This window comes from Pseudomonas sp. BF-RE-25 (assembly GCF_019956105.1).
In the GTDB taxonomy this organism is placed as follows: domain Bacteria; phylum Pseudomonadota; class Gammaproteobacteria; order Pseudomonadales; family Pseudomonadaceae; genus Aquipseudomonas; species Aquipseudomonas migulae.
Window position 1 is genome coordinate 50,295 of sequence record NZ_JAHBDB010000004.1, and the last position, 25,583, is coordinate 75,877.

Genomic DNA, 25,583 nt, shown 5'->3' on the forward strand with positions numbered 1-25,583 from the left:
CGCCTGTCAGTCAGTCTTCGCGGGCAAGCCTCGCTCCTACAGAAGTTAGCGATTCCTCTGTAGGAGCGAGGCTTGCCCGCGAAGAGGCCCTCAGGCGCGCCGAGCTTCCAAAAGATCCGCCGCACACAACGCAATCCGCCGACACGCATCCGCCAGTTTCTGCTGATTCACCACCAGCCCGATCCGGATGTGCCCCGCCGCGCTCGGCCCGAACGCTTCGCCGGCCAGCACCGACACGCCATAGCCCTCCAGCAACCGCTCGGCAAATCGCTGGGCGCACACCCCGGTCTGGCGCACATCGACCATAACAAACATCCCGCCATCGGGCCGAACCGCCCGCAAACCCGGGCATAAGTTCAGATTCGCGCACACCAGGTCACGGCGTTGACGGTATTCCTCGCGCATCATCGCCACTTCCGGCAGATCACCCTCCAGCGCAACCTGCGCCGCCTTCTGCACAAAATCCGGAATGCCGAACAGCATGCACAATGACAGATGTTCCAGATGGTCAATCAAGGGTTTGGGCCCGATCACCCAACCGACCCGCCAGCCGCTCATGGCGTGGGATTTCGACAGGCTGTTGAGCGTCGCGGTGCGCTCGGCCATGCCGGGCAGGCTGGCCGGGCTGATGTGCTCGCCCTCGTACAACAGATCGCTGTAAACCTCGTCACTGATCAACCACAGATTGTGCCGAATACACAGCGATGCCAGTTCCTGCCAGATCCTGAGTGACAGACTGGCGCCGGAAGGGTTGTTCGGACTGTTGAGCAAAAGAGCGCGGGTTTTCGGCGTGATCCGTGCCGCGACATCCACCGGATCGACGCGAAAGCCGTTCTCCGGACGCACCGCCACCGGCACCACTTTCGCCCCGCAGGCGCCGAACACGCCTTCATAAGTCACGTACATCGGTTCGGCGACGATCACTTCATCGCCCGGATCGAGCAGGCACTGCACGACCGAATACACCCCGCACTGGGCGCCGGGCGTCACAATCACCTGATCAGCATCGACCTCTTGACCGCTGCAACGCCGGTGACGGCTGACGATGCTGTCGCGTAGCCCGCGACTGCCGCGCACTTGCGAGTAATGCGTGTCGCCAGCCAGCAGGCTGTCAATGCACGCCTGGACGATGGGGCGCGGCGTATCGAAGTCCGGATCGCCCACCGACAACAGCAACACATCGACGCCCTGCTCTCGTAATTCCAATGCTCGGTAATGAATCTGCCAGGCCGCAGCGCCGTCTCCGGCAATTCGTTGGGTCAAGGCTGAATAGCGCATGTATTTCTCCAATCGCGCGTGTTCCTAGTCTCAACCCTATCTCAAATCACGCAACGCGCCAGTACCGCAGTGAAATCGACGAACGGGTTAGCCGACAGAAATTCAGCGATATCTCCTACTGACTGGGGCTCCTTTGCTGACAGTCAATTCCGCTGAGTCCGATTAAAGTCCGCCACCTGTAATTTGTGACAGGTTCCAAGTGGGGTGATTCGCGCTATAAGGAAACCGAGCCTCCAGCTCTCAAACCAGGTGCCTGAAGGACGGCCGCGCGAACCATCCCATCAAGCTGTAGGAAGATTCCGCCGCGCCCACGCCGTCAATGATGATGAATGGGAGATTCAACTATGTACCGTGCCAATACCGTGTCGGTTCAATCATCGCCAGACCAGGCCAATTTCCAGCCGCAAGCGTGCCCCCCCCTAAAGCGATCAAGCTGACCGCTCGGGAAAAGGAGCTTTTGCAGTGGACGGCCATTGGTAAATCGTCCTGGGAAATCGCGCAGATCGTCCAATGCACCGAGGCTGGTGTGAATTATCAAGGAAATGATCGGTCCGGGACGCCACCCACGTTGGTCATGATGTAGCTGATCTGATGCTCGCCCGCAGGCAATTTGTCGGCGGTGATCTCGATGTAGTAATCGGCAGGATCCATGGGCGTGGTCCATGTTCGGGTGCCGATGACGTTGGACTCGTTGTCATCCAGGAACACATCCACCCTCTCAGTCCCCTGTGGCGGCGGCGCGTCATACCAAGGCTTGAACTCGACACGCAGCGGATTGGCCGGGTCAGCCCAGGCCGAACGGTGCAGCAGGTTGGTTTCCCCTCCGGGTTTATCGACAAGTGGTTCCGGATTTGTCCACGGTGGCGTCATCCTGGGAGGAAGTTGATGGATGGAGCTGGGTGCTGGCATGTCATGTTCTCCTTGCTGAAAATCGGACCTGCCGGAACAGCGAGCCGGGGTGTCCACAAATCCTGATGAACATTCAATGCCGTGTCGGGACGGGCACCGGACTTGTCCGGTGCCGTTAACCTCATGAGGCTGCGCGCTTACCAGTTATAACGCGCACCCAGGTTGAACCCCCACGGCTGGTCGATCTTGCTGCCGTTGCTGTAATCGACATCGGCATGAATGGAGACCTTGTCGCTCAGCGACAGGGCCACACCGGCCCCCAACTCCCCACGGGAGCCCGAGAGATCGTTGTTGAAAGTGTTGTCGTTGACCTGCACTTCATTGTTGTTGGCGAATTCGTGTACATACGCGGCGCGAATATAGGGCTGCACGACCTTGTCATCCCACTTGAAGTCGCGTCCGGCGGTGGCCCCGGCCTTGGCCAGCAGTGAACGGGTGCGACTGCCTTCAGCGGACAGGCCGTTATCCAGGTCGTAGTTTTTGCCCTGAATGATCACGCCCGACAGTTGGGTAAAGGGCTCAACAAAATAATCGTCAGCCAGCTTGATATGGCGGCCGAACTCAAGGGACGCACCGACGCCATGGCTGTCGTAATTGCCCTTGGTTTTTTTGCCATCGCTCAGGTGCACATCGGACTCGTTCTGGAAACGGTTGAGCTTGAGCACACCATCGAAGTAGTAGCCACTCGACTCATCCAGCCAGGTGGTATAGGCACCCAGGTAGTAGCTGTTGATCGTGCCGCTGGTGCCATGGCTCAAATCCAGATCAGACTTGCTGTAACCCCCCAGCAGACCCACCAGCCACTGCCCGTCCCCCATCGGCAACGGCGCATCGGCACCAAACGACAGGCCTTGCTGGACTTGCTGGTAAGCCACGCCCGAGCTGGCGTCGACGTTGAACTTGTTGCCATAGGCGCGAATCCAGCCGCCGGCCTTGCCGTGGTCCATGCGCACTTCGCCCATGCGCGTGCGCAGGGTGCTGAGCTCGCCATACCAGGCGGTCGGCGCGGCGTTGAACAGCGCGATCACCGATTGGGTGCCCGGGCTGGCGGTACGCGTGAGGGTATTGAGGTACCACTCGGTGCTGTTCAACTGGTCCAGGTTGTAGGAGAACGCGCCCAGATCCACGGCGCCACCGGCCAGGGTGAACGTTGCATCGCCGCTTCCGATCTGGATAACACGAATGGAGCCGCTGCCCGCCGGTTCCGTGCCACTGGCATCAATCGCCACGGTGTGATTGCCGGTGGCCGCGCCGGTCACCGTCAGGGTATCGACCTGACCGGTCGCGAAGTCGGTGTACATATGGAACGTACCGCCGGACCCCGACAACGTGCCCACGCTCAACTTGAAGAACTCGCCTGGATTGCCGAACTGGATGGCACCGCCGTTCATGGACAGGTTTTCCACTTCACCATCACCAACCATGATCCAGCGCGCATTGCTGTTGACCCCCAGGTTCTGCACGTTCAGCAGACGCCCGGTCAGGGTGGCGGAGTCTTCCAGCAGCACATTGGCCGTGCTGGTGCCGTCGGCGACGATATCGCCGATCAGGTGACTGCTACCAACCCGCAAATTGCCTTCGGCGCCGTTGCGCACATCCATCAGGATGCCGTTGCTGGCCGACAGCGTGGAGCCGTTGAGTACCGCAATATCAGCTTTGGCAGCCCCGACCCCCAAGGTGTCGACGACAATCGCCGAGCCGTTGAGGCCTTGAACGTTGGTGCGGTTCAACACCAGCGTGCTGGTCGCATCGAGCCCAATATCGGGAAGAATCTCGATCCCGTTTTTACTGCCGGTGATCGAACTGTCAATCAACTCGGCCGAGCCATTGAACAAACGCAGGCCGGCCGCGTTGGGGCCGGTGCCGGTCACGGTCGAGCCTGTCAGCGTCAGGTGGCTCAAAGCGTTGACCGTGACACCGCTGGTCACGCCGGTGATCACAATGTTGCTGACGGTTGCAGTGGAACCTTGATTGCCCGCCGCATCGCGACTGATCACCAGGCCGATGCGGTCGCTTGAAATGTTACTGCCGGCAATATTCGCGGTACCGGCATTCAAATGCACACCATTGGCGCCCGTGGCCTGTACGGTGCTGCCAGTCAGGTTCAGGGTGGAGTTGTTGACGGCGATATCTCGGGTCTGGGCGCCGTTGGCATTCAAGGTCGACGCACCATTCAACACGTAGTTGTCGGGGGCGGTGGTGACGTCAATGTCCAGGACCTCACCAGGGTTCAACACCCTGGCGTGCCCCATTTCACTGATCAGCAAAAAAGGCGTGATGGATAGCAATTTCAAAGCACGGGACAGCGGATGTGGCTTGAACAAGTGAACCGTGGACATATAGGCACCATGAATGGGTGAAGATGGACAGCGGCGCAGGCTATAGATCGTGAATCCAGCGGTATGTAGGACTTATCCGAAGGACAGTGCGAAAGATGGATGCTGGGCGTCAGGCGAAACGGGTGCCACCGTGGCACCCGCTCTTCCTGCTTAAGCGATTTTTTCCATGAGCCTGTTCAAGGCGCGGGCGGGATGTTGCAGCTACCCTCGCCCGCCGACCAGAAGACGCACGTATTGGTGGGCGTCGATGCGGCAGGTTTTCCCAAGACGGTGTATTTCACTTCACCCTTGGCCAACGGCAAAGGTTTAGACCAAATGGGCAGGAGCATAGTGGCGTAGGGGCCGATGTGGCAGACAATCCCTTCCCTCTCCTGAGCCTCGGAAATATCGGCAAACATAAGTGTCAGGTTGGTTTCAAGCACCGGATTGGCAAAATCCTTGTAACCCTTCCACTCCACTTCGACAGTGTCGCCTCGCTTCATATGAGGGTTTGGCGGGATCAAGTATTCGATGCCCAATACGGGGGTTGTATCAGCACTCCAGCGCAGTGAATTACAGGTCAGCCATCCACTCGCATTGGTGTGCCGGGGTTCAGCCTCAGGCATTGTGAGCACCAGGAAATCGATCTTCACGCCTGTACGAGGTTCGGGTTCCTGGTGGTTCTCGTGGACAGGGTTGCTCAGCTCGTACCAGACCGGCATGGCCGCACTGGGGCCATGGCTGCGAATATCGTCCCAATCGAGGGGGATCTTGATAGTCACACCCGCGGTGTCCCTGGTGACATCGATGACATAGGGAATACCAATGGGTGTTCCGTTCCACATGACCTGGTACGAATCGCCATTTTCCAACGGATCGACGAGCTCTATATGTGCGTTGATTTCCTTGTCTTCATCGGAAGCGATCAGTTCGTTATCGACGCCCGACTCACCTACAATCGCGACCTTTTTGAGGTTCGGGTTGCCCGGTTCCGGATCAGGGTTCTCCGGCCCCGTAGTTGAAAGGTTGCATTTGACGATCTCAATGTCTGAGGGGAAAGGTTCCACACCTCTCAGTACTTCGTACACCAACTCGACATCCACAACGCCTGTCCTGTCGCCGTACTCGTCCAAAATCATCTCCCAGGGCACAAAAATTTTGGTTCCGGTTGATGGATTTCCGCCAACAGGGGTGCCTGGTTCAAGCTTTAGATGGTGCCATGCGACAACAATTGTATCGGTGGACTTACCATTGGGAATGTGGGGAATATTGACCAGAACCCCACCATCCTCGATATCCGAACGAAGCAGCTCACCACCGGTGGCGTCCGTTACTGTGGCTTTGGTCAGCAATGGAACAGGCAAAGGACCGAGCGCTACCGACATGAGTTCATAGTAAGACAACGCGCTGATGTTGCCGGCCTTGTCGATGAGGACATAACCGCCACAGCACAGGCCGTCACCGGCATCGATGAACTTGTCTTTGGGAATTCTTACCGTCCCGCCTGGGGTAATGTCCTGCGGACCAATCAGGTCAATATCTTCTGGCTTCTCGGGTAGCTCACCTTTCAGCCAGCCAAAAGCAACTTTAACGTCGGCGCTATCGCCATCCCACCCCGGAATCGTTGCCTCAAGATAATCATCCGTACCAAACGATGCATCAGTGATGGGAGGAGTAACGGCAAACACCATTTGTTTTGGAGGAGTCGCCCCATTCGGCGGGATTTTGTCGATATAGATAGGAACGCGATTCGAATAGTCTATTGAGCCCCCCCCGTTTTCGTGTTTGTATCTGAGGTGAAAAGGACCTTCGTTGTTCGTATCCAGAAAAAACGAACTGGGAATAGTGAACACCAACGGGACCCATGGATCCGTTTCTCTAACTATATGTTCCTGGAGCCGTACCCACTCGTCACTGCCCGCACGCGTAATTTGCAGCTCAAAATACTCAGTTCTTACAATCGTGTTATCCCAAGTGGTAATCGTCGTCGTTTGATCTGCATCGAGCAGCCTTCTGGGGATCAACCCTTGCGGGACCCCAGGCAACACAAAATGAGATACGTTCGGGTCCTGCACCGCCAGTGGCGCTATCCCGCCAGAGGTGGATTCGCGTGACGCCAGCTTCTGCTCTTTTTTATCTGAACCAGCCATGCTGTCGCTCTCCGTATACGCAACCTGGCGCCATGGAGGTTCCATGGCGCGTCAGTTCGAAAAGCAGACCGAATACTGCGGGGCACTACCAAAACGCATCCCGTCGTTCTGCGCATAGGAGAAGTAAACCGTTTTTCAGAAGACTGCGTAACTGTCAAAGTTGACAGGTATCTGCTGTTTTTTTCTGCGTTGGAGGACGTTTTCATACCACCGATCAAATCACAAACCGCGCCACCATCGCATTCAAATCAACGGCCAGGCGCGACAGTTCGTGGGTGGCAGCACTGGTCTGATTGGCCCCGGCAGCGGACTGAGTTGCCAGGTCGCGGATGTTAACCAGGTTGCGGTCGACTTCGCGGGATACTTGCGCCTGCTCTTCGGACGCGCTGGCGATTACCAGGTTGCGTTCGTTGATCAGATGGATCGACTGAGTGATCTGCTCCAGCGCGACACCGGCGGCTCGGGCCATTTCCAGGGTGCTGTGGGTGCGCTGATTGCTTTGCTGCATCGACGACACCGCCTCCCCCGTACCGTTTTGGATGCCAGCGACCATCTTCTCGATTTCCTGAGTCGACTGCGCAGTGCGATGCGCCAGCGCCCGCACCTCGTCCGCCACCACCGCAAAACCACGCCCGGCTTCACCGGCACGGGCCGCTTCAATCGCGGCGTTCAGTGCCAGCAGGTTGGTCTGTTCGGCAATGGCGCGAATCACGTCCAGCACCTTGCCGATGTCCCGGCCCTGAGCGGCTAGGCCTTCGATCATCAGCGAGGTGTTCTGCACGTCGTGGGTCATGGTCTGGATCGCATCGACGGTTTCCACCACGCGGTCGCGACCTTCACGAGCAGCCTGGGTCGACTGGTTCGAGGCTTCGGAAGTCGACACGGCGTTGCGCGCCACTTCTTCCACGGCGGCGGTCATTTCGTTGACAGCGGTGGCGGCTTGTTCGATTTCATTGTTTTGCTGTTGCAGACCGCGGGACGCTTCTTGCGTGACCGTGCTCAGCTCTTCGGCGGCGGCGCCCAACTGCGTGGCGGAACCGGCGATCTGCTCGATGGTTTTGCGCAAGTTGGCCTGCATGTTGGACAACGCGCTGAGCAAGCGGGCCGGTTCATCCTTGCCATCGATTTCGATGGCTTTGCTCAGGTTGCCGCCGGCGATGGTTTCGGCCGCCAGTAATGCGCGGTTCAGCGGCGTTACGATGCTGCGGGTCAGCAACCAGGCCAGCAACACGGTCATCAGTGCCGCGACCACCGCCACGACGATGATGCCGGTGATTGCGTTGTTGTATTCCTTGCCAGCCTCGTCCAAAGCGGACTTGGCGTAGTTGGTATTGAGTGCCACCAGTTTATTGAGCTGCTCGCCCATCTGGTCGGTGCCATCCTTGATCCGCGTATTGATGAGGGTGCGCATTTCATCAAGCTTGTTCTGCCGCGACAGCTCCATCATCTGGTTCTGCGCTTGCATGTAGTTGTCGAGGGTGGCCTTGAACGTCTTGTACAGCGCGGCTTCTTCCGGCCGGGCGGGCAACGCGGCATAACTGGCCTGGGCGCTGTGCAGCTTGTCAGTCAGGACGCCAATCCGGGTCTGGGCTTCCTGCAACGCCGCCGGTTCACGGTTGACCAGCACTCGGAACGAGAGGATGCGCATACGCAAGACGCTTTCAGTCATGTTGCCGAGGAAGCCGACGCTGGGCAGTTGCGTCGAGCCCATATCAACCGAGGCCTGGCGGATGATCGACATGCGGTTCACGGCAAACACGCCCAGCACAATCACCAGCAAGGCGATGAAGGCAAAACCCAGGAAAGCTCGAGGCGCGATATTCAGATTACGCAGGGACATAGGACGATACTCGGGTGATTGAGTCTTCGAGCGTCCTTGCCGTGATCACTGGCGGGCGGGCGTGGAGGCGCAACCGGTCAGTGGGCGCCACTGTTGTAATAGGTTTGTGTGCGCCTGATATCTGTATCGGCTGGGGTTGAGGATTTTTGCGGGGATTTACGAAATATATTTCAAGGGATTACGAGTGTTTCATCCGTGAAACACTGATCTTTGATTCGCCGCATCCCCCTGTAGGAGCGAAGCTTGCTCGCGAAGGTCGTCAACGATGACGCTGGTTGTCTGGATGAACGCGTTGCCCTCACGTTCTTCGCGAGCAAGCTTCGCTCCTACAATGGCCGTGGGGTATTCAGGATTGGCGTTTGGCGATACGCCAGACCCGGGCGATGTCGCTCGCCCGCTCACGCAACAACCGTGACGCCTCGGTGCACGCCTGCTCCAGGGTCATCGGCCCGCTCGCCAAGGCAAACGCGGCGTCGATGCCATGTTCGTACAGGGCCTGATAGCCCTCGCCCAAGGTGCCGGCGATGACGATGACCGGCACGCCGTGTTGCCCGGCGATGCGTGCGACACCAAACGGTGTCTTGCCGCGCAGGGTTTGCGCATCGAAGCGGCCTTCGCCGGTGATCACCAGGTCGGCGCCCTTGACCGCATCGGCCAGACCAACCAACTCCGCGACCACTTCAACCCCGGCCTTGAACTGCGCGCCCAGGAAGGCCTTGGCGGCAAACCCCAGGCCACCCGCCGCGCCGCTGCCCGGCTCGTCACGCACGTCATTGCCGAGGACCTGGGCGCAAAGCCCGGCGAAGTGCCCGAGGGCGCGATCCAGTTGCTCGACCTGCGCAGGCGTTGCGCCTTTTTGCGGACCGAAAATCGCGGAGGCGCCGTGGGGGCCGCACAGGGGATTGTTAACGTCGGCGGCAATGTCGAAACGCACTTCGGTCAGACGCGGATCGATGTCACTGAGATCGATGCGCGCCAGTTGCGCCAGTGCCAATCCGCCGGGCGTCAGGGTTTGGCCTTGTGCATCGAGCAGTTTCACGCCCAGCGCTTGCATCGCCCCTGCGCCGCCGTCGTTGGTGGCGCTGCCGCCAATCGCCAGGATCACCCGTTGCGCCCCGGCGTCGAGTGCCGCGCGGATCAACTCACCGGTGCCGAAGGTGCTGCTGATGCACGCATCGCGTTGCCCCGGCGGAACGAGTTGCAGGCCGCTGGCCTCGGCCATCTCGATGATGGCGGTGAGGCTCTGGGGCAACCAGCCCCATGCGGCGTCGACCGTTGTACCCAGCGGCCCTTTGACGCGGGTGCGACGGAGTTGACCTTCGCAGGCGGCCAGAATCGACTCGACCGTGCCTTCGCCACCATCGGCCATCGGGCATTTGACCAGTTGCGCATCGGGCCAGACTTCAACCAGACCAAGGGCAATGGCATCGGCCACGCCTTGTGCGCTGAGGCTGTCCTTGAACGAATCGGGGGCGATGACGATTTTCATGCGAATTCTCCAGTTCCAATGCCCCCATGCTGCCAGCCGGCCTGAACAATAACGCCGGTCCGCTGCACAAGTGGCACGGAGGATTATTGTTCATTTTCACAAAACCCTGTGGGAGCGAGCCTGCTCGCGAAAGCAATCTCAAGTACGCCGAAAAACCTGTAGGAGCCCGGCTTGCCGGCGATGGCGATTTCGAGGACGCCATCGCCGGCAAGCCGGCTCCTACAAGGACGTGTTCACAACGTCATGGATTTGCGTCGGTTTGTGGGAGTAGCTGCACGCCGAGGTACAGCGCCAGCATGCCATCGAGGCGCAACGGGTCGACGCCGCTGAGCTCGGCAATCCGCTCCATCCGGTAACGCAGGCTGTTGCGGTGAATGCCCAGCGCATCGGCGCAGGCCTGGCTCTGGCCATCGTGATCGCACCAACTGCGCAGCGTCGCCAGCAATTGGCCGTTGCCGTCCTTGGCGATGACTTTGCGCAAGGGCTTGAGCAATTCGTCCAGCGCATCATCGTTGCGATGGCGCCAGAGCATCACCGGCAATCGATAGCGGGTCAGCGTCAGCAGACGCGAATGCGGCAGTACATCGCGCCCATAGGCCAGCAAGTCGCCGACCCGCCGATAGCAACGGCGCAAGCCCGACAAGCCATCGGCCTGCCCGCCCACGGCGATGCGCAAGATATTCCAGCCGAGGCCGTCGAGTTTTTCCAGCAAGCGGTCGTTCTCTATCGCCTGGTTGGCCGGCCGGCACCACAGCAACGACGACTTGGCCGAACTCACGCACCAACTGTCCGGGTAGCGCGAGGTCAGCCAGGCGCTGAGTGCGTCGACGGTTTGCCCCGGACCGTGCTCCATTCCCAGCTCGAACAAATACGGCACCCGCGTCAATTGCGGTTTGAGCCCAAGCTGTTGCGCCTCATCGATCAAGCGCGGCGAATCCCCTGCCTCGCTGAGCAGCAACGCCAGCAAGTCATCGCAACGCTGGCGCCGCCATTGCTGCTCGGCCTGCTGATTGCGCTGGCCCACCAGCATCTCGGCGGTCATGCGCACCAGTTCGGCGTAGGTGCGCAATTGCTCGGGTTCGCCGGTGATGCCGAGCACGCCAATCAGCCGTTGATCGAGCAACAGCGGCAGGTTGATACCCGGTTGTACGCCCTTGAGGTGGATAGCGGTTTGCGCATCGATTTCCACCACCCGCCCGTTGGCCAGCACCAGTTGCGCGCCTTCGTGCCGGGTGTTGACCCGCTCCGGTTCACCGCTGCCGAGAATCAACCCCTGGCTGTCCATGACGTTGACATTGTAAGGCAGGATGGCCATCGCCCGGTCGACGATGTCCTGGGCCAGGTCGTGATCGAGTTCGAACATTGTGGTGGTCCTTCAAAGCACGGTTGTTCACCCGCACAGGGCTTGGTTGCAAACCCTGTGCTCAGGCACAAAGACAGCAGCCCTGAGGGTGGTCGAGACTCTCAGGGCGATCAACGTTACCCTTTGCATCGCAAAAAATCATAATAAAGAGAGAGCCCGCCATGTCACAGAGCGCCGCCGCTACCCAGGCCATCGTTGACGAAAAAAATGCCGTCTACAAACGCATTACCCTGCGTTTGATCCCCTTCATCTTCATCTGCTACCTGTTCAACTACCTCGACCGGGTGAACGTTGGATTTGCCAAGCTGCAGATGCTCGACGCGCTGAAATTCAGTGAAACCGTGTACGGCCTCGGCGCCGGGATCTTCTTTATCGGCTACGTGCTGTGCGGCGTACCGAGCAACCTGGCGCTGACCAAATTCGGCCCGCGCCGCTGGATCGCGCTGATGATGATCACCTGGGGCACGCTGTCGACCTGCCTGCTGTTCGTCACCACCCCGACCGAGTTCTACACCTTGCGCCTGTTCACCGGCGCGGCCGAAGCAGGGTTCTTCCCGGGCGTGGTGTTGTACCTCTCGCAGTGGTTCCCGACCTTCCGCCGTGGCCGCATCATGGCGCTGTTCATGTCGGCGATCCCGGTGTCCGGCCTGCTCGGCAGCCCGTTTTCCGGCTGGATCCTCAACCACTTCGCTGCGGGCCAGGGTGGCCTGGCCGGCTGGCAGTGGATGTTCCTGCTGCAAGGCATCCCGACCGTGATCCTCGGCGCCCTCGCCTACTTCCTGCTGAGCGACAGTTACGCCAACGCCAAATGGCTCACGCCGTTCGAACGCTCGGTGCTGGAAGCCGACCACGCTGAAGACCTGGCCAACAAACCGAAAACCACCACCGACTCGCTGCTGGCGGTGTTCAAGAACCCGGCGATCTGGGCGTTCGGCTTGATCTACTTCTGCATCCAGAGCGGGGTCTACGCGATCAACTTCTGGCTGCCGTCGATCATCAAGAACCTGGGTTTCAACGATAACCTGGTGATCGGCTGGCTGAGTGCGATCCCGTACCTGCTGGCGGCCGTGTTCATGCTGATGGTCGGCCGCTCGGCGGACTTGCGCAAAGAACGTCGCTGGCATTTGGTGGTGCCCATGTTGATGGGCGCAGTGGGCCTGCTGATTGCCGTGAACTTCGCCACCACGCCAGCCATCGCCATCCTTGGCCTGACGATCGCCACCATGGGCGCCCTCACCGGCCTGCCGATGTTCTGGCCGGTGCCGACCGCACTGCTGAGCGCCGGCGCGGCTGCCGGTGGTCTGGCGTTGATCAACTCGATGGGCCAGATGGCCGGCTTCCTCAGCCCGTACCTGGTCGGTTGGGTCAAGGACACTACTGGCTCGACCGATGCCGCGTTGTACTTGCTGGCGGGCGTGATTGTCTGCGGCAGCCTGCTGGCGTTGCGCATGACCCGCACCCTGCGCGTCTGACACCTGTCCCCTGTGGGAGCGAGCCTGCTCGCGATGAGGGCCTGACATTCAACATCTTGATTGACTGATCTGGCGCTATCGCGAGCAGGCTCGCTCCTACAGTTTGATCTGGGGGGTGTTCAATAATTGTGTTTGCCCCGTGCGGTTGTTCTGGTATTTGATTGAGCCTTTCCCACTGGTAAAAGGATTTCGTCATGAGCTACCGCACGCTGGGTCACTCGGGATTGCAGGTGTCCACCCTGACCCTGGGGACCATGATGTTCGGCGAACAGACCAGCACCGAAGATTCCCTGCGGATCATCGACAAGGCCTGGGACCAGGGCATCAATTTCATCGACACCGCCGACGTCTACACCAACGGTCGCTCTGAAGAGATCGTCGGCGAAGCGATCGCCGGCAACCGCCACGAATGGGTGCTCGCCACCAAGGTCGGTTTCGGCCCGGTGGACGGTGTGCCGAACCGCAGCGGCCTGAGCCGCAAGCACATTTTCAATGGCATCGATGCCAGCCTCACGCGCCTGGGCACCGACTACGTCGACCTCTATTACCTGCACCGCGAAGACCACAACACGCCGCTGGAAGTGACGGTGTCGGCCATCGGCGACCTGATTCGCCAGGGCAAAATCCGCAACTGGGGGTTGTCGAACTACCGTGGCTGGCGCATCGCCGAGGTCATTCGCGTGGCCGACAAACTGGGTGTCGACCGCCCTGTCATCAGCCAGCCGCTGTACAACATCGTCAATCGCCAGGCCGAAACCGAACAGATCACCGCCGCACAGAACTACGGCTTGGGCGTTGTGCCTTACAGCCCTCTGGCGCGTGGCGTGCTCAGCGGCAAATATGCACCGGATGTAAAACCGGATGCCAACAGCCGCGCCGGGCGCGCCGACAAACGTATTCTGGAAACCGAATGGCGCGTCGAATCCCTGCGCATCGCCCAGCAGATCCAGCAATACACGCAAGATCGTGGTATCGGTATCGTCGAGTTCGCGATTGCCTGGGTGCTGAACAACAGCGCCGTCACCTCGGCCATTGTCGGGCCGCGCACCGAAGAGCAATGGGATGCCTACACTAAGGCGCAGGCGGTGAAGATCACGGCGCAGGATGAAGCGTTTATCGACTCGCTGGTGACACCGGGGCATGCGTCCACGCCAGGGTTCAATGATGTGAGCCATTTCGTGTCGGGCCGTAAACCGCGCAACGCCTGAATCAACACAAGACAACTGTAGGAGCGAGCTTGCTCGCGATGGTGCATCAGCTACATCGGTGTCAGCTGACACACCATCGCGAGCAAGCTCGCGCCTACAGGGTGTCGGTGTTGTAAATATTGATCATCCGGACAATATTCAGCACAAAAACCACGTATCCTCCGCACCCCGTTTCACGTTCAACTTCGCGAGGACAGTTTGTCTAAAGGTATCGCTCTATCGGTTTCGGCCTCTGTGCTGTTTGCCGTCATGTATTACTACACCTCACTGCTCAGCCCGTTGAGCGGTGTGGAAATTTTTGGCTGGCGCATGCTGCTGACAGTGCCGTGCATGACCGTGTTCATGGTGGTGTCCCGCGAATGGAAGCGCGTGGTCGAGCTCGTTCGCCGAGCCATCGCCCAGCCGAAACTGATTGCCGCCCTGATCGCCTCTTCGGCCCTGCTGGGCGTGCAACTCTGGCTGTTCATGTGGGCGCCGCTCAACGGCTACAGCCTTGATGTGTCGCTGGGCTATTTCCTGTTGCCACTGACCATGGTCCTGACCGGACGGCTCGCCTACGGTGAGCGCCTCTCCTACCTACAGAAAGTTGCCGTGTTTTTTGCCTGCCTCGGTGTGATCAACGAGCTGTATCAGGTCGGCGGGTTTTCCTGGGCGACGTTGCTGGTGTGCATCGGCTATCCAACGTATTTCGTCCTGCGCAAGCGTCTGGCGACGGACAACCTCGGCGGCTTGTGGCTGGACATGGCGTTGATGCTGCCGGTGGCCTTCTGGTTCGTACAGACCGGCGAGCAAGGTTTCAATGTGTTTGATCAGCATCCGTGGCTGTCACTGTTGATCCCGCTTCTCGGCGTAATCAGTGCGTCGGCGCTGGTGATCTACATCATCGCAAGCCGGCTGTTGCCCTTCAGCCTGTTCGGGCTGTTGAGCTACGTCGAGCCGGTGCTGTTGCTTGGCGTTGCGTTGCTGCTTGGGGAAAGCATCAAGACCGGGGAATGGCTGACCTACATTCCGATCTGGATGGCGGTGCTGGTGCTGATGTTCGAAGGGTTCAAGCACATGATGCGACAAAGACGCGGTTCCATGTAGGAGCGAAGCTTGCTCGCGAAGGCGTCTTCGAAAACGCCAGAAGCTTCGCGGGCAAGCCTCGCTCCTACAAGGTTCTAAAGCGCTTAGTCGGTGGAGAGCACACCACGACGAACCTGGTCACGTTCGATCGATTCGAACAGTGCCTTGAAGTTACCCTCGCCGAACCCGTCGTCGCCTTTACGCTGGATGAATTCGAAGAACACCGGGCCCATCAGGGTTTCCGAGAAGATCTGCAACAGCAGACGCTTGTCGCCCGACTCGGACGAACCGTCCAGCAGGATGCCTCGCGCTTGCAGTTGATCTACCGGTTCGCCGTGGTTCGGCAAGCGGCCTTCAAGCATTTCGTAATAGGTTTCCGGTGGCGCCGTCATGAAGCGCATGCCGATACTTTTCAGGTGATCCCAGGTCTTGATCAGATCATCGCTGAGGAACGCCACGTGCTGGATGCCCTCGCCGTTGAACTGCATCAGGAACTCTTCGATCTGCCCGGCGCCCTTGGAGGACTCTTCGTTCAACGGGATGCGGATCATGCCGTCCGGCGCGGTCATCGCCTTGGAGGTCAGGCCGGTGTATTCGCCCTTGATGTCGAAGTAGCGGATTTCACGGAAGTTGAACAGCTTCTCGTAGAAGTTCGCCCAGTACGCCATGCGGCCGCGATACACGTTGTGAGTCAGGTGGTCGATGATCTTCAGGCCGGCACCGACAGGGTTGCGGTCAACGCCTTCGATGAACACGAAATCGATGTCGTAGATCGAGCTGCCTTCACCAAAACGGTCGATCAGGTACAGCGGCGCGCCGCCGATGCCTTTGATCGCCGGCAGGTGCAGTTCCATCGGGCCGGTTTCGATGTGGATCGGCTGCGCGCCGAGTTCCAGCGCACGCTTGTAGGCCTTTTGCGAATCCTTGACGCGGAACGCCATGCCGCACACCGACGGGCCGTGCTCGGCCGCGAAGTACGAAGCGACGCTGTGAGGTTCGTTGTTGAGGATCAGGTTGATCGCGCCCTGGCGATACAGGTGCACGTCTTTGGAACGGTGAGTCGCGACTTTGGTGAAGCCCATGATCTTGAAGATCGGCTCCAGCGTGTTCGGGGTTGGCGATGCGAATTCAATGAATTCAAAGCCCATCAGGCCCATCGGGTTTTCGTATAAATCTGCCATGGTCGGCGCCTCATCATTTTCTGGTCAATTAACGAATCGTTAGTTGCTGGCAATGCTGAGACCGGCGGGTGGCGCGCAGGAGATGCCCCGCACGCTGCGCGCGAGGAAGTCACCGTAGATCAATTGAAACCCAAAACTCTTCATTGTCGACCCAAGGCTATTACGGGCGAGGCTTCTGCTGCCAGAAGCCATTTATTCTTATATGCGTAACCGGATTCTACACAGCGTAAATAGGTTTGTCCGCCTTCTGTATCAAATCCCCTTTTTCCCTACTCGCGCAAGGGGTTTGTTGCAGAGGAAAATCCCCGCCAGAATCAGCCCGCCGCCCAGACACATCGTCAGGGTCAATTGCTCGCCGAGCAGCAACGCACCCAGGATGACAGCGGTCAGCGGATTCAAGGCGATGAACACCCCGGAACGGGTCGCGCCGATTTTGCGCAGGCCGTCGTAATAGCCAATATACGCCAGCGCCGAGCCCAACACGCCCAGATACATCAGGCTCAACCATTGCGCCGGGTCAAGGCTGACCAGCGCCGCGACACTCACCTCGCCTCTGATGGCACTGGCCACCCAGAGCATCACCGTGCCCAGCAAAATCGAATACGTCACCGTTTGCACCGGCCCCAGGGTTTGATTCAGATCCTTGGAGAACAGTGAGTAAATGCCCCAGCCGAGCACGCAGCCGAAAATCAACAGATCGCCGAACCAGGCATCCGCCTGACCGGCCAGCAACTGCGGATGACGACTGACAATCACCAGGCTTGCCCCGGCAATGCAGATCGCGATGCCGATGACTTTCGCTCGACTCAAGCGCTCCTTGAACAGCAGCCACGAGGCCAGTCCGATCACGGCCGGGTTCAGCGCCACGATCAATGACGCCCGCGAGGCATTGATGTAGTGCAGGCCATAGAAGAAGCACAGGTTATAGAAAAAAATCCCGAAGAAGCCCAACAGCGCCAGTTGCAACCATTGCCGAGGACTCGGCCGAGCCAGTGGAATGCGCGCGAGCAGCAAAAACAGGAGCAGCGCCGCGCTGGCCAGCAAAAAACGCAGGCTGGCAGCGAACAACGGGCTGAGGCTGTCCGCAAGAAACCGCCCCGCGACGAAAGTGCCGCCCCAAATCATGGTGACCGCCGCGAGTTTGAAATAAACCGCGACATCAGACGGCTCCGACAGGCTTTGCTCACATGCAGTCATAAGTCTCCAGAACGACAGATCGATTCGATGACGTATCATTCCGCTAATATTCGATCATCGTAAAATGAGTAAAAGCTCATGACCCTCACTCAGCTGGAGATCTTCTCGCTCGTTGCCGAACTTCACGGCTTTACGGCGGCGGCCAATCGTCTGGGCATTTCTCAATCCGCGGTGTCTCACGCCCTCAAGTCGCTGGAACAGGAACTGGGCGTAGAGCTGCTGCGCCGGCATCAGTCTCAGGTCGAACTCAGTGACATCGGCCAACAGCTGCTATTACGCGCCCGGGCAATGCTCGGGCTGGCCAACACCTTGCGCCAGGAAGCGGCGGATGCCCGCGGTATGAAACGCGGCACGTTGCGCATCGGCTCGTTCGGCCCGACCTCGTCGATCAAGTTGTTGCCGACGATCCTGCAGCACTACCGCGCCGCTCACCCCGGCATCGAGGTGCACATTGATGAAGGCCCCGACCGCCAGGTGATCCAGTGGCTGGAAGAGCGACGCATCGACATCGGCTTCGTGGTGTTGCCCGAGGAGCGCTTCGACACCTTTACGTTGTTCGAGGACCAGATGGTCGCGTTGCTGCCCGCCCGTCATCCGCTGGCGGCTCATGCCAGCCTGACCTTGGGCGATTTGTGTCACGATCCGTTCGTGCTGACCGAGGCCGGCTCTTCGGAGCTGGTGTCCCGTTTATTCAGTGCCGCGCGGTTGAAGCCGAACATCCGTTATCGCTGCTCGCAGTTGCTCAGCACGCTGGATACCGTTGGCCGGGGCGATGCCTTGACTGTGGTCGCCGAAGGCTCGCTGCCCACGCATCACGACGACCGCTACCTGAAAAAACCACTGTCGCCAGCGATCGCACGCCAGGTCGGCCTGGCCGTGCTCGACCAACGCCAGAGCTCTCCGGCAGCACTGGCCTTTATCAAACTGGCCACAAGTCTGGCCTACCGTTGAGCGGCATTAGCCACAAAGGCCAACTATCATGGCCTCTGACCGAACTCTTTTGGGGAGGCGTGCCGTTGTCCTGCCTGCATTTGAGAGCCCTATTTCATCGCTACAGGTTTCGCAAATGCCACTGACTGTAAAAACCCGCCGCCAACGCGGCAGACGAATTATTGTCACCCTATTGAGTGGTTTGCTCCCGATGTTGCTCGGGTTCGCCATTCTTTACCTGCAAGCTGAGCGCGCGCTTGAGCAAAGCACCCGACTGACCGCCGAAGAAGCCATACGCCAATTCGAACTGATGCTCGACAACACCGCGCAGGCCGCACGCGAATTGCTGCCGCTGGCCGGGAAAAGTTGTATTGACGTCAATCTGGCCTTGCGCGAGCAAGTCACCCGCCGTCCGTTTGTGCGTTCGACCAATCTGGTGTGGGACGACATCAATTACTGCAGTTCTTTGTTCGGCGACTTTCGCGAAAAAATCGAGGCGGGCGACTACAGCAACGGCACGTTGCAACTGATGAAAGGTAATCTGGTCACGCCCGATTCCGCGGTGCTGGTGTATCGCATCGGCGAAGGAAAAAAAGGCGCGCTGAGCACACTGGATGGTTATCACCTGAGCAACGTACTGCGCATGATCGGCCGCTCGACAGTACTGATGCTGCAAGTCGGCCCCCATTGGCTGACCGCCGATGGCCAGTTCCATCAAGACCCCCTCCCCACTTTGCCCGTGGCGCAAACCAGGCTCGGTTCCTCGCGCTACGCGTTCTCTGTGACGGCCGGATTTCCCGAAGGCGAAACGTGGCGCTACATGAGTAGCGAATATCCGCCGCTGTTCAGTTTGTTGATCTTCTTCGGCGTGGTATCAGGTTCCATCGGGCACTTTCTACAAAAGCGCTCTTCGTCGCCAAGCCATGAGCTACGCCGTGCGCTGGAAGCGGCGGAGTTCGTTCCTTACTTTCAGCCGGTGGTTCATGGCGACAGCAAAAAGTGGTCAGGCGCCGAAGTGCTGATGCGCTGGAAGCACCCGAAGGAAGGGCTGGTTCGTCCCGATCTGTTTATTCCGTTCGCCGAGCATTCCGGGCTTATCGTGCCCATGACCCGTTCTTTAATGCAGCAAACCGCCGCATTGCTGGCGCCCTTGTCGACCTCATTCGAAAGCCCGTTTCACGTGGGCATCAACATCACTGCCAGCCACTGCAAGGACTTGGAACTGATCGAGGATTGCCGGGCATTTCTGGGCAACTTTGCGCCGGGCTCCATTCACCTGGTACTGGAGCTGACCGAGCGTGAACTGATCGAGCCCACCGCCATCACGCTGCAGTTGTTCGAGCAACTTCATGCGCTGGGCGTGATGATCGCCATCGATGACTTCGGCACCGGTCATTCAAGCCTGGGTTATCTGCGCCAGTTCAATGTCGACTTCCTGAAAATCGACCAGAGCTTTGTCGCCATGATCGGTGCCGACGCCCTCTCCCGGCACATTCTGGACACCATCATCGAACTCTCCGCCAAGCTCGATCTGGGCATCGTCGCCGAAGGCGTGGAAACCGAAGAGCAAAGTGACTACCTCACCGCCCATGGCGTGAACTTTCTGCAAGGATATCTGTTCGGCCGGCCGATGCCCGGTGCAGACTTCATTAAGGCATTAAGTCACCATTAACTAATGGCATTAAGCGACGAGACAACGGCGATGCGCACCAAATTGAATCAAAAGACTACTCTCGTTACATGAAGAAAAAGTCAGGATTTACTCTTTTCCCATTAACTACTACAATTTTTCATGCCTGCTATAAATTGGCAGGTGAGCCACTATCACCGAGTCGCTACAAGGCTCTTGGCTTATAGCTTTGTTTGCGGTTGGTATCAGCCAAACACACTATTGGAGTAAAGATATTGTCCAGACTCGCTGAATTTCGTGCAGCTGAAAAGGCCCTTCAAGAGCAGCTCAAGCAGCTGGAATCCCTGAAGAACGATGCCGGGCTCAAGAAAGAAATCGAATTCGAAGAAAAGCTCCAGGGGCTGATGAAAACCTACGGCAAGAGCTTGCGCGACATCATCGCCATTCTCGATCCGAACCCGGCAAAATCCGGCCTGCAGCAGGCCGCCGCGCCGAAAACCCGCCGCGCTCGCGTGGTCAAGGTTTATCAGAATCCGCACACCGGTGAACTGATTGAAACCAAGGGCGGCAACCACCGCGGCCTGAAAGCCTGGAAGGAACAATACGGTGCCTCCACCGTTGATTCCTGGCTTCGCGGCTAAGCACTCGCGGTGACAAAAAAGCCCTGCATCAAGCAGGGCTTTTTTATGGATACCTGTTAAATGCAACGATTGAAATCGATCAATTCGCTACATATCGACTAACTTTGTGCTTAATCCCTTTGGGTATCTAAACATTGCGAAATGCACGACCGTGCAAACCGTTATCTAAAGTTTCAAGCTGTTACGAGCAGCCTCTATTTCACCCAGGCTTGCCTTGTAAGCCTCTGCCTGACCTGCGTACGAAAGAACATAAGCCTTATCGGCATCCACCGCCGCGACCAATGTTTGCGAAAGCACGTGGCGTCCGTTCTGCGTAATGGTGCAGGTAGTTTCCAGTGCCTCCAGGCGGCTCAACGTTGCCGGATGGATTTTGTTGCACACGCTTTGATAGCCGCCCTGAAAGAAGTCCTTCTGCACGGACTTGCGCATTTCCAGCAGCACACCTTGCAGATTGACCTGATGACCGCTTTCCACTGTCGTCATGGTCAACTCCATCACCATCAACGGCGTACCGCCCTGATCGTTTTTCACCGCGCGCTGCCGGGACACTTGAGGCGTAGCCTGATCTGGCGGGGTGGCTTCGACTTCCCAGCCATCTGGCCAGGTCACGATCGGGGCATCCGCATGAGCACAGGTAACGCCTGACAGCAGGAAAATCAGAACGAACAGCGATTTACAGGATCGGATCATTGCAATGAATACTCACGGATTGAGCGATAAAGTCTGAGCCTCGTCCGCCTGTCAGGCAATAGCGGGTGGTTTGGGTTTGGTGATGCCTGCGCCCTTGCGTATCATTGACGCCATTCGTTAGCCCCACTTATTTTCCGGAGGGCCCATGAGCCTGCACGAATTGAACACCTTCCCAGGCGTCACCGCCCAACCTGACACCGCAACGCAGAACTTCGTGTTCAACCACACAATGCTGCGGGTCAAAGACATCACCAAGTCCCTGGATTTCTACACGCGGGTCCTCGGTTTCTCGCTGGTGGAAAAGCGCGACTTCCCGGAAGCCGAGTTCAGCCTGTATTTCCTGGCGCTGGTCGACAAGAACCAGATCCCGGCCGATGCCGCCGCCCGCACCCAATGGATGAAGTCGATCCCTGGCATCCTTGAGCTGACCCACAACCACGGCACCGAAAACGATGCGGATTTCGCCTACCACAACGGCAACACCGACCCGCGCGGTTTCGGCCACATCTGCATCTCGGTGCCGGACATCGTCGCTGCGTGCGAACGCTTCGAAGCGCTGGGCTGCGATTTCCAGAAGCGTCTGAACGACGGCCGCATGAAGAGCCTGGCATTCATCAAGGACCCGGATGCTTACTGGGTCGAGATCATCCAGCCAGCGCCGTTGTAATGTACGACACCGTCCCCCTGTGGGAGCGAGCCTGCTCGCGATGCGGACTCAACTTCAACACTTGAGTCGTCTGACACACCGCTATCGCGAGCAGGCTCGCTCCCACATTCTGGACTGTGCAAGACACAAAAAACCCCATGATCACTCATGGGGTTTTGTGTTTTCAGCGTCCGGTTTATGCCGGGGCCGATGTCCGGATCAAGTGATCGAATGCGCTCAGCGAAGCCTTGGCGCCCTCGCCTACTGCAATCACGATCTGCTTGTACGGCACGGTCGTCACGTCACCGGCGGCGAACACGCCCGGCATCGAGGTTTCGCCACGGGCATCAACGATGATCTCGCCGCGAGGCGACAACTCGATGGTGCCTTTGAGCCAGTCGGTGTTGGGCAGCAGACCGATCTGCACGAAGATACCTTCAAGGTTCACCGTGTTGAACTCACCCGAATCGCGATCCTTGTAGACCAGCCCGGTCACCTTCTGGCCGTCACCCTTCACTTCACTGGTCAGTGCGCTGGTGATGACATCAACGTTGGGCAGGCTGAACAACTTGCGTTGCAACACCGCATCGGCGCGCAGCTTGCTGTCGAATTCCAGCAGCGTGACGTGGCTGACAATACCGGCCAGATCGATCGCCGCTTCAACGCCGGAGTTACCGCCGCCGATCACCGCTACGCGCTTGCCTTTGAACAGCGGGCCATCGCAGTGCGGGCAGAAGCACACGCCTTTGGCTTTGTATTCCTGCTCGCCCGGCACCCCCATTTCACGCCAGCGGGCGCCGGTGGCAAGAATCAGCGCCTTGGTCTTGAGGGTCGCGCCGCTTTCGAAACGAACCTCGTGCAACTCGCCTGGATTCTTCGCCGGGACCAGCGCGGTGGCCCGTTGCAGGTTCATGATATCGACGTCGTATTGCTTGACGTGCTCTTCGAGCGCGCTGGCCAGTTTCGGCCCTTCGGTCTCCTGCACGGAGATGAAGTTTTCGATGGCCATGGTGTCCAGCACCTGCCCACCAAAACGTTCAGCTGCCACACCGGTGCGAATGCCTTTACGGGCGGCGTAGATCGCTGCCGAAGCACCGGCCGGGCCACCGCCGACCACCAGCACATCAAAGGCTTCTTTGGCGCTGATTTTCTCGGCCTGACGCTCGGCGCCACTGGTGTCGATCTTGGCGAGGATTTCTTCCAGGCCCATGCGGCCCTGGCCGAAAATCTCGCCGTTCAGGTAAATGCTTGGCACGGCCATGATCTTGCGATCATCGACTTCGGCCTGGAACAACGCGCCGTCGATAGCGACGTGACGGATGTTCGGGTTGAGCACGGCCATCAGGTTCAGCGCTTGAACGACGTCCGGGCAGTTCTGGCAGGACAGCGAGAAGTAAGTCTCGAAGCTGAACTGGCCTTTGAGCGAGCGGATCTGTTCGATCACTTCCGCACTGGCTTTCGAAGGGTGGCCACCGACTTGCAGCAGGGCCAGCACCAGCGAGGTAAATTCGTGGCCCATCGGGATGCCGGCGAAACGCAGGTTGATGTCGGCACCGGCGCGGTTGATCGAGAACGATGGTTTACGCGTGTCGTCACCGTTGTCGAGCAAAGTAATTTGGCTGGAAAGACTGGCAACGTCTTTCAGCAGTTCGAGCATTTCCCGGGATTTCGCACCGTCGTCGAGGGATGCAACGATCTCGATCGGCTGGGTGACCCGTTCCAGGTACGATTTCAACTGGGCTTTAAGATTGGCGTCCAACATACGGGCGATTTCCTTGGTTTTATTGAGACGAAGGCTTTTTTGAGGCGAAAAAAAGCCCGAGCGAATCTCGCCCGGGCTTTTCTATTGGGCGGTGCAGCTTACTGAGTAGGTGCGGAGTTCCGCCCTTTGAAACGTGTCACAGACTTAGATCTTGCCGACCAGGTCCAGGGACGGAGCCAGAGTGGCCTCGCCTTCTTTCCACTTGGCTGGGCAAACCTGGCCTGGGTGAGCAGCGACGTACTGGGCAGCCTTGATTTTGCGCAGCAGCTCGGAAGCGTCACGGCCAACGCCGCCATCGTTCAGCTCAACGATTTTGATCTGGCCTTCAGGGTTGATCACGAAGGTGCCACGGTCAGCCAGACCAGCTTCTTCGATCAGTACGTCGAAGTTGCGGGAGATAGCGTGGGTCGGGTCGCCGATCATGGTGTACTGGATTTTGCCGATGGCTGGCGAAGTGTTGTGCCAGGCAGCGTGGGCAAAATGGGTGTCAGTGGAAACGCTGTAGATCTCGACGCCCAGTTTCTGGAACGCGTCGTAGTTGTCAGCCAGGTCTTCCAGTTCGGTCGGGCAAACGAAGGTGAAGTCTGCTGGGTAGAAGAATACAACCGACCACTTGCCTTTCAGGTCAGCGTCCGAGACTTTTACGAAGTCGCCGTTTTTGAATGCGTCAGCTTTGAATGGTTTAACTTGGCTGTTGATGATAGGCATCGTTGACTCTCCGTCAGGGTTAAGAAGTTGATGGAGTGAACTCTACCCACTCGACGGACGGATGGCTCATTGGCAAACCTCATGCTGCTGATTGGTTTTCGCTATTAGCAGACAGTATTAATAGAAGGAAAAGGTATCTAGGGCGCCAACGGCTTTTCCGAAATCCGCGTCATTCCCAGAAATGGACTGGCTTCTACGTAACGCATGGCCGATTTCATATCCTTCCAGCCGACGTAATTCATCAGCGATTTCAAATCCCAACCGCTTTGATGGGCCCACGTGGCAAAACCACGTCGCAACGAATGGCTGGTGTAGTGCTCGGCCGCAATGCCGGCGCGCTCCAGTGCCTGGCGCAATAACGGGATGATGCTGTTGGCGTGCAAGCCCTCTTCGCTTAAATGCCCCCAGCGGTCGATGCCACGGAACACTGGCCCGCGCACCAATGCAGCCTCGGTCATCCAGTCGATGTATGCCTGCACCGGACACAATCGCTGCAACGCCGGTGTCTGGTAAGTCTTGCCAAGGTTTTCGCGGTCGCTCTTGCTGCGTGGCAGATACAGGGTGATGCCTGAACCGGCACTGGCCTGTACGTGCTCAATCTGTAGGCGGCATAACTCGTCGCTGCGGAAACCGCGCCAGAAGCCCAGCAAGATCAGCGCCCTATCGCGCCGGGCTCTTAACAGCGCCGGTCGGTCGTCTTTTGATTTCGCGGTTTGTGCCTCCTGCTCAAGCCAGGCCACCACTTGCTCCAGATGCTGAAGCTGCAATGGCTCCGCCTGCTTCTCCTGCGCCGGGTGCAGCGCGCGAATGCCTTTGAAGACTTTGCGCACCACGGGCGCCTTGGTCGGATCGGCAAACCCCTGGCTGTTGTGCCACTGCGCCAGGGCCGACAACCGCAGTTTCAACGTATTGATCGATAACTCACCCGCATACGCCACCAGATAACGCGCAACGTTGTCAGCCGTGGCCGGTAGAAACCCGCCCCAATCGACTTCGAAATGTTCGATGGCCGCCCGGTAACTTCGGCGAGTGTTGTCGCGTGTGGCGGCTTGCAGGTAACGATCCAGATCGCTCATGGCGGTGACTCCTGTAGGAGCGAGCTTGCT

The 25,583-nt window shown here is 58.7% G+C and carries 21 protein-coding genes; 8 read left to right on the plus strand and 13 right to left on the minus strand.

Annotated elements, in window-relative coordinates; all coding sequences use genetic code 11:
* Positions 1-90: 90 nt before the first annotated feature.
* On the minus strand, positions 91-1,278 hold the full coding sequence (locus tag KGB24_RS02110) for a pyridoxal phosphate-dependent aminotransferase (RefSeq protein ID WP_223416070.1): 1,188 nt from the start codon (positions 1,276-1,278) through the stop codon (positions 91-93).
* Between the two features lie 325 nt (positions 1,279-1,603).
* On the opposite strand from KGB24_RS02110, the gene KGB24_RS29260 reads away from it, so the two are divergent.
* Positions 1,604-1,861, plus strand: a complete 258-nt coding sequence (locus KGB24_RS29260; protein ID WP_274517650.1) for a LuxR C-terminal-related transcriptional regulator — start codon at positions 1,604-1,606, stop codon at positions 1,859-1,861.
* Here the strand turns inward: KGB24_RS29260 and KGB24_RS02120 are convergent.
* The 6 genes from KGB24_RS02120 to KGB24_RS02145 all read right to left on the minus strand — a co-directional run bounded on the left by KGB24_RS02120 (position 1,813) and on the right by KGB24_RS02145 (position 11,347).
* Positions 1,813-2,187, minus strand: coding sequence for a hypothetical protein (locus tag KGB24_RS02120; protein ID WP_223416071.1), 375 nt, complete (start codon positions 2,185-2,187; stop codon positions 1,813-1,815). The two genes, KGB24_RS29260 and KGB24_RS02120, sit on opposite strands and share 49 nt — an antisense overlap.
* Before the next feature lie 137 nt (positions 2,188-2,324).
* Positions 2,325-4,526: an autotransporter outer membrane beta-barrel domain-containing protein gene (locus KGB24_RS02125; protein ID WP_223416072.1), complete on the minus strand. Its 2,202-nt coding sequence runs from the start codon at positions 4,524-4,526 to the stop codon at positions 2,325-2,327.
* Between the two features lie 176 nt (positions 4,527-4,702).
* The gene (locus tag KGB24_RS02130) at positions 4,703-6,655 is read right to left on the minus strand and encodes a hypothetical protein (RefSeq protein ID WP_223416073.1); all 1,953 of its coding nucleotides are present in this window, start codon (positions 6,653-6,655) and stop codon (positions 4,703-4,705) included.
* 214 nt (positions 6,656-6,869) lie between these two features.
* The gene (locus tag KGB24_RS02135) at positions 6,870-8,495 is read right to left on the minus strand and encodes a methyl-accepting chemotaxis protein (protein ID WP_223416074.1); all 1,626 of its coding nucleotides are present in this window, start codon (positions 8,493-8,495) and stop codon (positions 6,870-6,872) included.
* A 346-nt stretch (positions 8,496-8,841) separates the two neighbouring features.
* Positions 8,842-9,984: a glycerate kinase gene (locus tag KGB24_RS02140; protein WP_223416075.1), complete on the minus strand. Its 1,143-nt coding sequence runs from the start codon at positions 9,982-9,984 to the stop codon at positions 8,842-8,844.
* A gap of 241 nt (positions 9,985-10,225) precedes the next feature.
* Complete coding sequence (locus tag KGB24_RS02145; RefSeq protein WP_008036866.1) at positions 10,226-11,347, minus strand: sugar diacid recognition domain-containing protein; 1,122 nt, start codon at positions 11,345-11,347, stop codon at positions 10,226-10,228.
* Between the two features lie 161 nt (positions 11,348-11,508).
* On the opposite strand from KGB24_RS02145, the gene KGB24_RS02150 reads away from it, so the two are divergent.
* The 3 genes from KGB24_RS02150 (at position 11,509) to rarD (ending at position 15,113) form a co-directional block, all read left to right on the plus strand.
* Positions 11,509-12,819: an MFS transporter gene (locus tag KGB24_RS02150; protein ID WP_008031098.1), complete on the plus strand. Its 1,311-nt coding sequence runs from the start codon at positions 11,509-11,511 to the stop codon at positions 12,817-12,819.
* Between the two features lie 194 nt (positions 12,820-13,013).
* On the plus strand, positions 13,014-14,027 hold the full coding sequence (locus tag KGB24_RS02155) for an aldo/keto reductase (RefSeq protein ID WP_223416076.1): 1,014 nt from the start codon (positions 13,014-13,016) through the stop codon (positions 14,025-14,027).
* A gap of 198 nt (positions 14,028-14,225) precedes the next feature.
* On the plus strand, positions 14,226-15,113 hold the full coding sequence (rarD, locus tag KGB24_RS02160) for an EamA family transporter RarD (protein WP_223416077.1): 888 nt from the start codon (positions 14,226-14,228) through the stop codon (positions 15,111-15,113).
* An 83-nt stretch (positions 15,114-15,196) separates the two neighbouring features.
* On the opposite strand, the gene hppD is transcribed toward rarD, so the two are convergent.
* Both hppD and KGB24_RS02170 read right to left on the minus strand, forming a co-directional pair.
* Positions 15,197-16,273, minus strand: a complete 1,077-nt coding sequence (gene hppD / locus KGB24_RS02165; protein ID WP_008031092.1) for a 4-hydroxyphenylpyruvate dioxygenase — start codon at positions 16,271-16,273, stop codon at positions 15,197-15,199.
* 252 nt (positions 16,274-16,525) lie between these two features.
* Positions 16,526-17,470 carry a DMT family transporter gene (locus KGB24_RS02170; RefSeq protein ID WP_008031089.1) on the minus strand — a complete coding sequence of 315 codons (945 nt, stop codon included), beginning with the start codon at positions 17,468-17,470 and terminating at the stop codon, positions 16,526-16,528.
* 78 nt (positions 17,471-17,548) lie between these two features.
* On the opposite strand from KGB24_RS02170, the gene KGB24_RS02175 reads away from it, so the two are divergent.
* The 3 genes from KGB24_RS02175 to KGB24_RS02185 all read left to right on the plus strand — a co-directional run bounded on the left by KGB24_RS02175 (position 17,549) and on the right by KGB24_RS02185 (position 20,671).
* A complete protein-coding gene (locus KGB24_RS02175) occupies positions 17,549-18,421 on the plus strand; it encodes a LysR family transcriptional regulator (RefSeq protein ID WP_223416078.1) in 873 nt (290 codons plus the stop codon).
* 115 nt (positions 18,422-18,536) lie between these two features.
* A complete protein-coding gene (locus tag KGB24_RS02180) occupies positions 18,537-20,072 on the plus strand; it encodes a cyclic diguanylate phosphodiesterase (protein WP_223416079.1) in 1,536 nt (511 codons plus the stop codon).
* A gap of 233 nt (positions 20,073-20,305) precedes the next feature.
* A complete protein-coding gene (locus KGB24_RS02185; protein ID WP_008031084.1) occupies positions 20,306-20,671 on the plus strand; it encodes a histone-like nucleoid-structuring protein, MvaT/MvaU family in 366 nt (121 codons plus the stop codon).
* 165 nt (positions 20,672-20,836) lie between these two features.
* On the opposite strand, the gene KGB24_RS02190 is transcribed toward KGB24_RS02185, so the two are convergent.
* Positions 20,837-21,361, minus strand: a complete 525-nt coding sequence (locus KGB24_RS02190) for a DUF4946 domain-containing protein (protein ID WP_223416080.1) — start codon at positions 21,359-21,361, stop codon at positions 20,837-20,839.
* A 145-nt stretch (positions 21,362-21,506) separates the two neighbouring features.
* Between KGB24_RS02190 and gloA the strand changes: the two genes are divergently transcribed.
* Positions 21,507-22,028 carry a lactoylglutathione lyase gene (gloA, locus tag KGB24_RS02195; RefSeq protein WP_008031081.1) on the plus strand — a complete coding sequence of 174 codons (522 nt, stop codon included), beginning with the start codon at positions 21,507-21,509 and terminating at the stop codon, positions 22,026-22,028.
* A 175-nt stretch (positions 22,029-22,203) separates the two neighbouring features.
* Here the strand turns inward: gloA and ahpF are convergent, their stop codons facing one another.
* The 3 genes from ahpF to KGB24_RS02210 all read right to left on the minus strand — a co-directional run bounded on the left by ahpF (position 22,204) and on the right by KGB24_RS02210 (position 25,553).
* Positions 22,204-23,769 carry an alkyl hydroperoxide reductase subunit F gene (ahpF, locus tag KGB24_RS02200; RefSeq protein WP_223416081.1) on the minus strand — a complete coding sequence of 522 codons (1,566 nt, stop codon included), beginning with the start codon at positions 23,767-23,769 and terminating at the stop codon, positions 22,204-22,206.
* A 144-nt stretch (positions 23,770-23,913) separates the two neighbouring features.
* Positions 23,914-24,477, minus strand: coding sequence for an alkyl hydroperoxide reductase subunit C (ahpC, locus tag KGB24_RS02205; protein WP_007975937.1), 564 nt, complete (start codon positions 24,475-24,477; stop codon positions 23,914-23,916).
* A gap of 137 nt (positions 24,478-24,614) precedes the next feature.
* Complete coding sequence (locus KGB24_RS02210; RefSeq protein WP_223416082.1) at positions 24,615-25,553, minus strand: site-specific integrase; 939 nt, start codon at positions 25,551-25,553, stop codon at positions 24,615-24,617.
* Between the last annotated feature and the right edge of the window lie 30 nt (positions 25,554-25,583).

Coding starts and splice junctions, on each gene's coding strand:
- ahpC (WP_007975937.1), bottom strand. CDS start 24,477: ATGCCTATCATCAACAGCCAAGTTAAACCATTCAAAGCTGACGCATTC.
- hppD (WP_008031092.1), bottom strand. CDS start 16,273: ATGGCAGATTTATACGAAAACCCGATGGGCCTGATGGGCTTTGAATTC.
- KGB24_RS02190 (WP_223416080.1), bottom strand. CDS start 21,361: ATGATCCGATCCTGTAAATCGCTGTTCGTTCTGATTTTCCTGCTGTCA.
- KGB24_RS02180 (WP_223416079.1), top strand. CDS start 18,537: ATGCCACTGACTGTAAAAACCCGCCGCCAACGCGGCAGACGAATTATT.
- KGB24_RS02155 (WP_223416076.1), top strand. CDS start 13,014: ATGAGCTACCGCACGCTGGGTCACTCGGGATTGCAGGTGTCCACCCTG.
- KGB24_RS02170 (WP_008031089.1), bottom strand. CDS start 17,470: ATGACTGCATGTGAGCAAAGCCTGTCGGAGCCGTCTGATGTCGCGGTT.
- gloA (WP_008031081.1), top strand. CDS start 21,507: ATGAGCCTGCACGAATTGAACACCTTCCCAGGCGTCACCGCCCAACCT.
- KGB24_RS02175 (WP_223416078.1), top strand. CDS start 17,549: ATGACCCTCACTCAGCTGGAGATCTTCTCGCTCGTTGCCGAACTTCAC.
- KGB24_RS02210 (WP_223416082.1), bottom strand. CDS start 25,553: ATGAGCGATCTGGATCGTTACCTGCAAGCCGCCACACGCGACAACACT.
- KGB24_RS02130 (WP_223416073.1), bottom strand. CDS start 6,655: ATGGCTGGTTCAGATAAAAAAGAGCAGAAGCTGGCGTCACGCGAATCC.
- KGB24_RS02150 (WP_008031098.1), top strand. CDS start 11,509: ATGTCACAGAGCGCCGCCGCTACCCAGGCCATCGTTGACGAAAAAAAT.
- KGB24_RS02140 (WP_223416075.1), bottom strand. CDS start 9,984: ATGAAAATCGTCATCGCCCCCGATTCGTTCAAGGACAGCCTCAGCGCA.
- KGB24_RS02125 (WP_223416072.1), bottom strand. CDS start 4,526: ATGTCCACGGTTCACTTGTTCAAGCCACATCCGCTGTCCCGTGCTTTG.
- KGB24_RS02120 (WP_223416071.1), bottom strand. CDS start 2,187: ATGCCAGCACCCAGCTCCATCCATCAACTTCCTCCCAGGATGACGCCA.
- KGB24_RS02135 (WP_223416074.1), bottom strand. CDS start 8,495: ATGTCCCTGCGTAATCTGAATATCGCGCCTCGAGCTTTCCTGGGTTTT.
- ahpF (WP_223416081.1), bottom strand. CDS start 23,769: ATGTTGGACGCCAATCTTAAAGCCCAGTTGAAATCGTACCTGGAACGG.
- KGB24_RS29260 (WP_274517650.1), top strand. CDS start 1,604: ATGAATGGGAGATTCAACTATGTACCGTGCCAATACCGTGTCGGTTCA.
- KGB24_RS02110 (WP_223416070.1), bottom strand. CDS start 1,278: ATGCGCTATTCAGCCTTGACCCAACGAATTGCCGGAGACGGCGCTGCG.
- KGB24_RS02145 (WP_008036866.1), bottom strand. CDS start 11,347: ATGTTCGAACTCGATCACGACCTGGCCCAGGACATCGTCGACCGGGCG.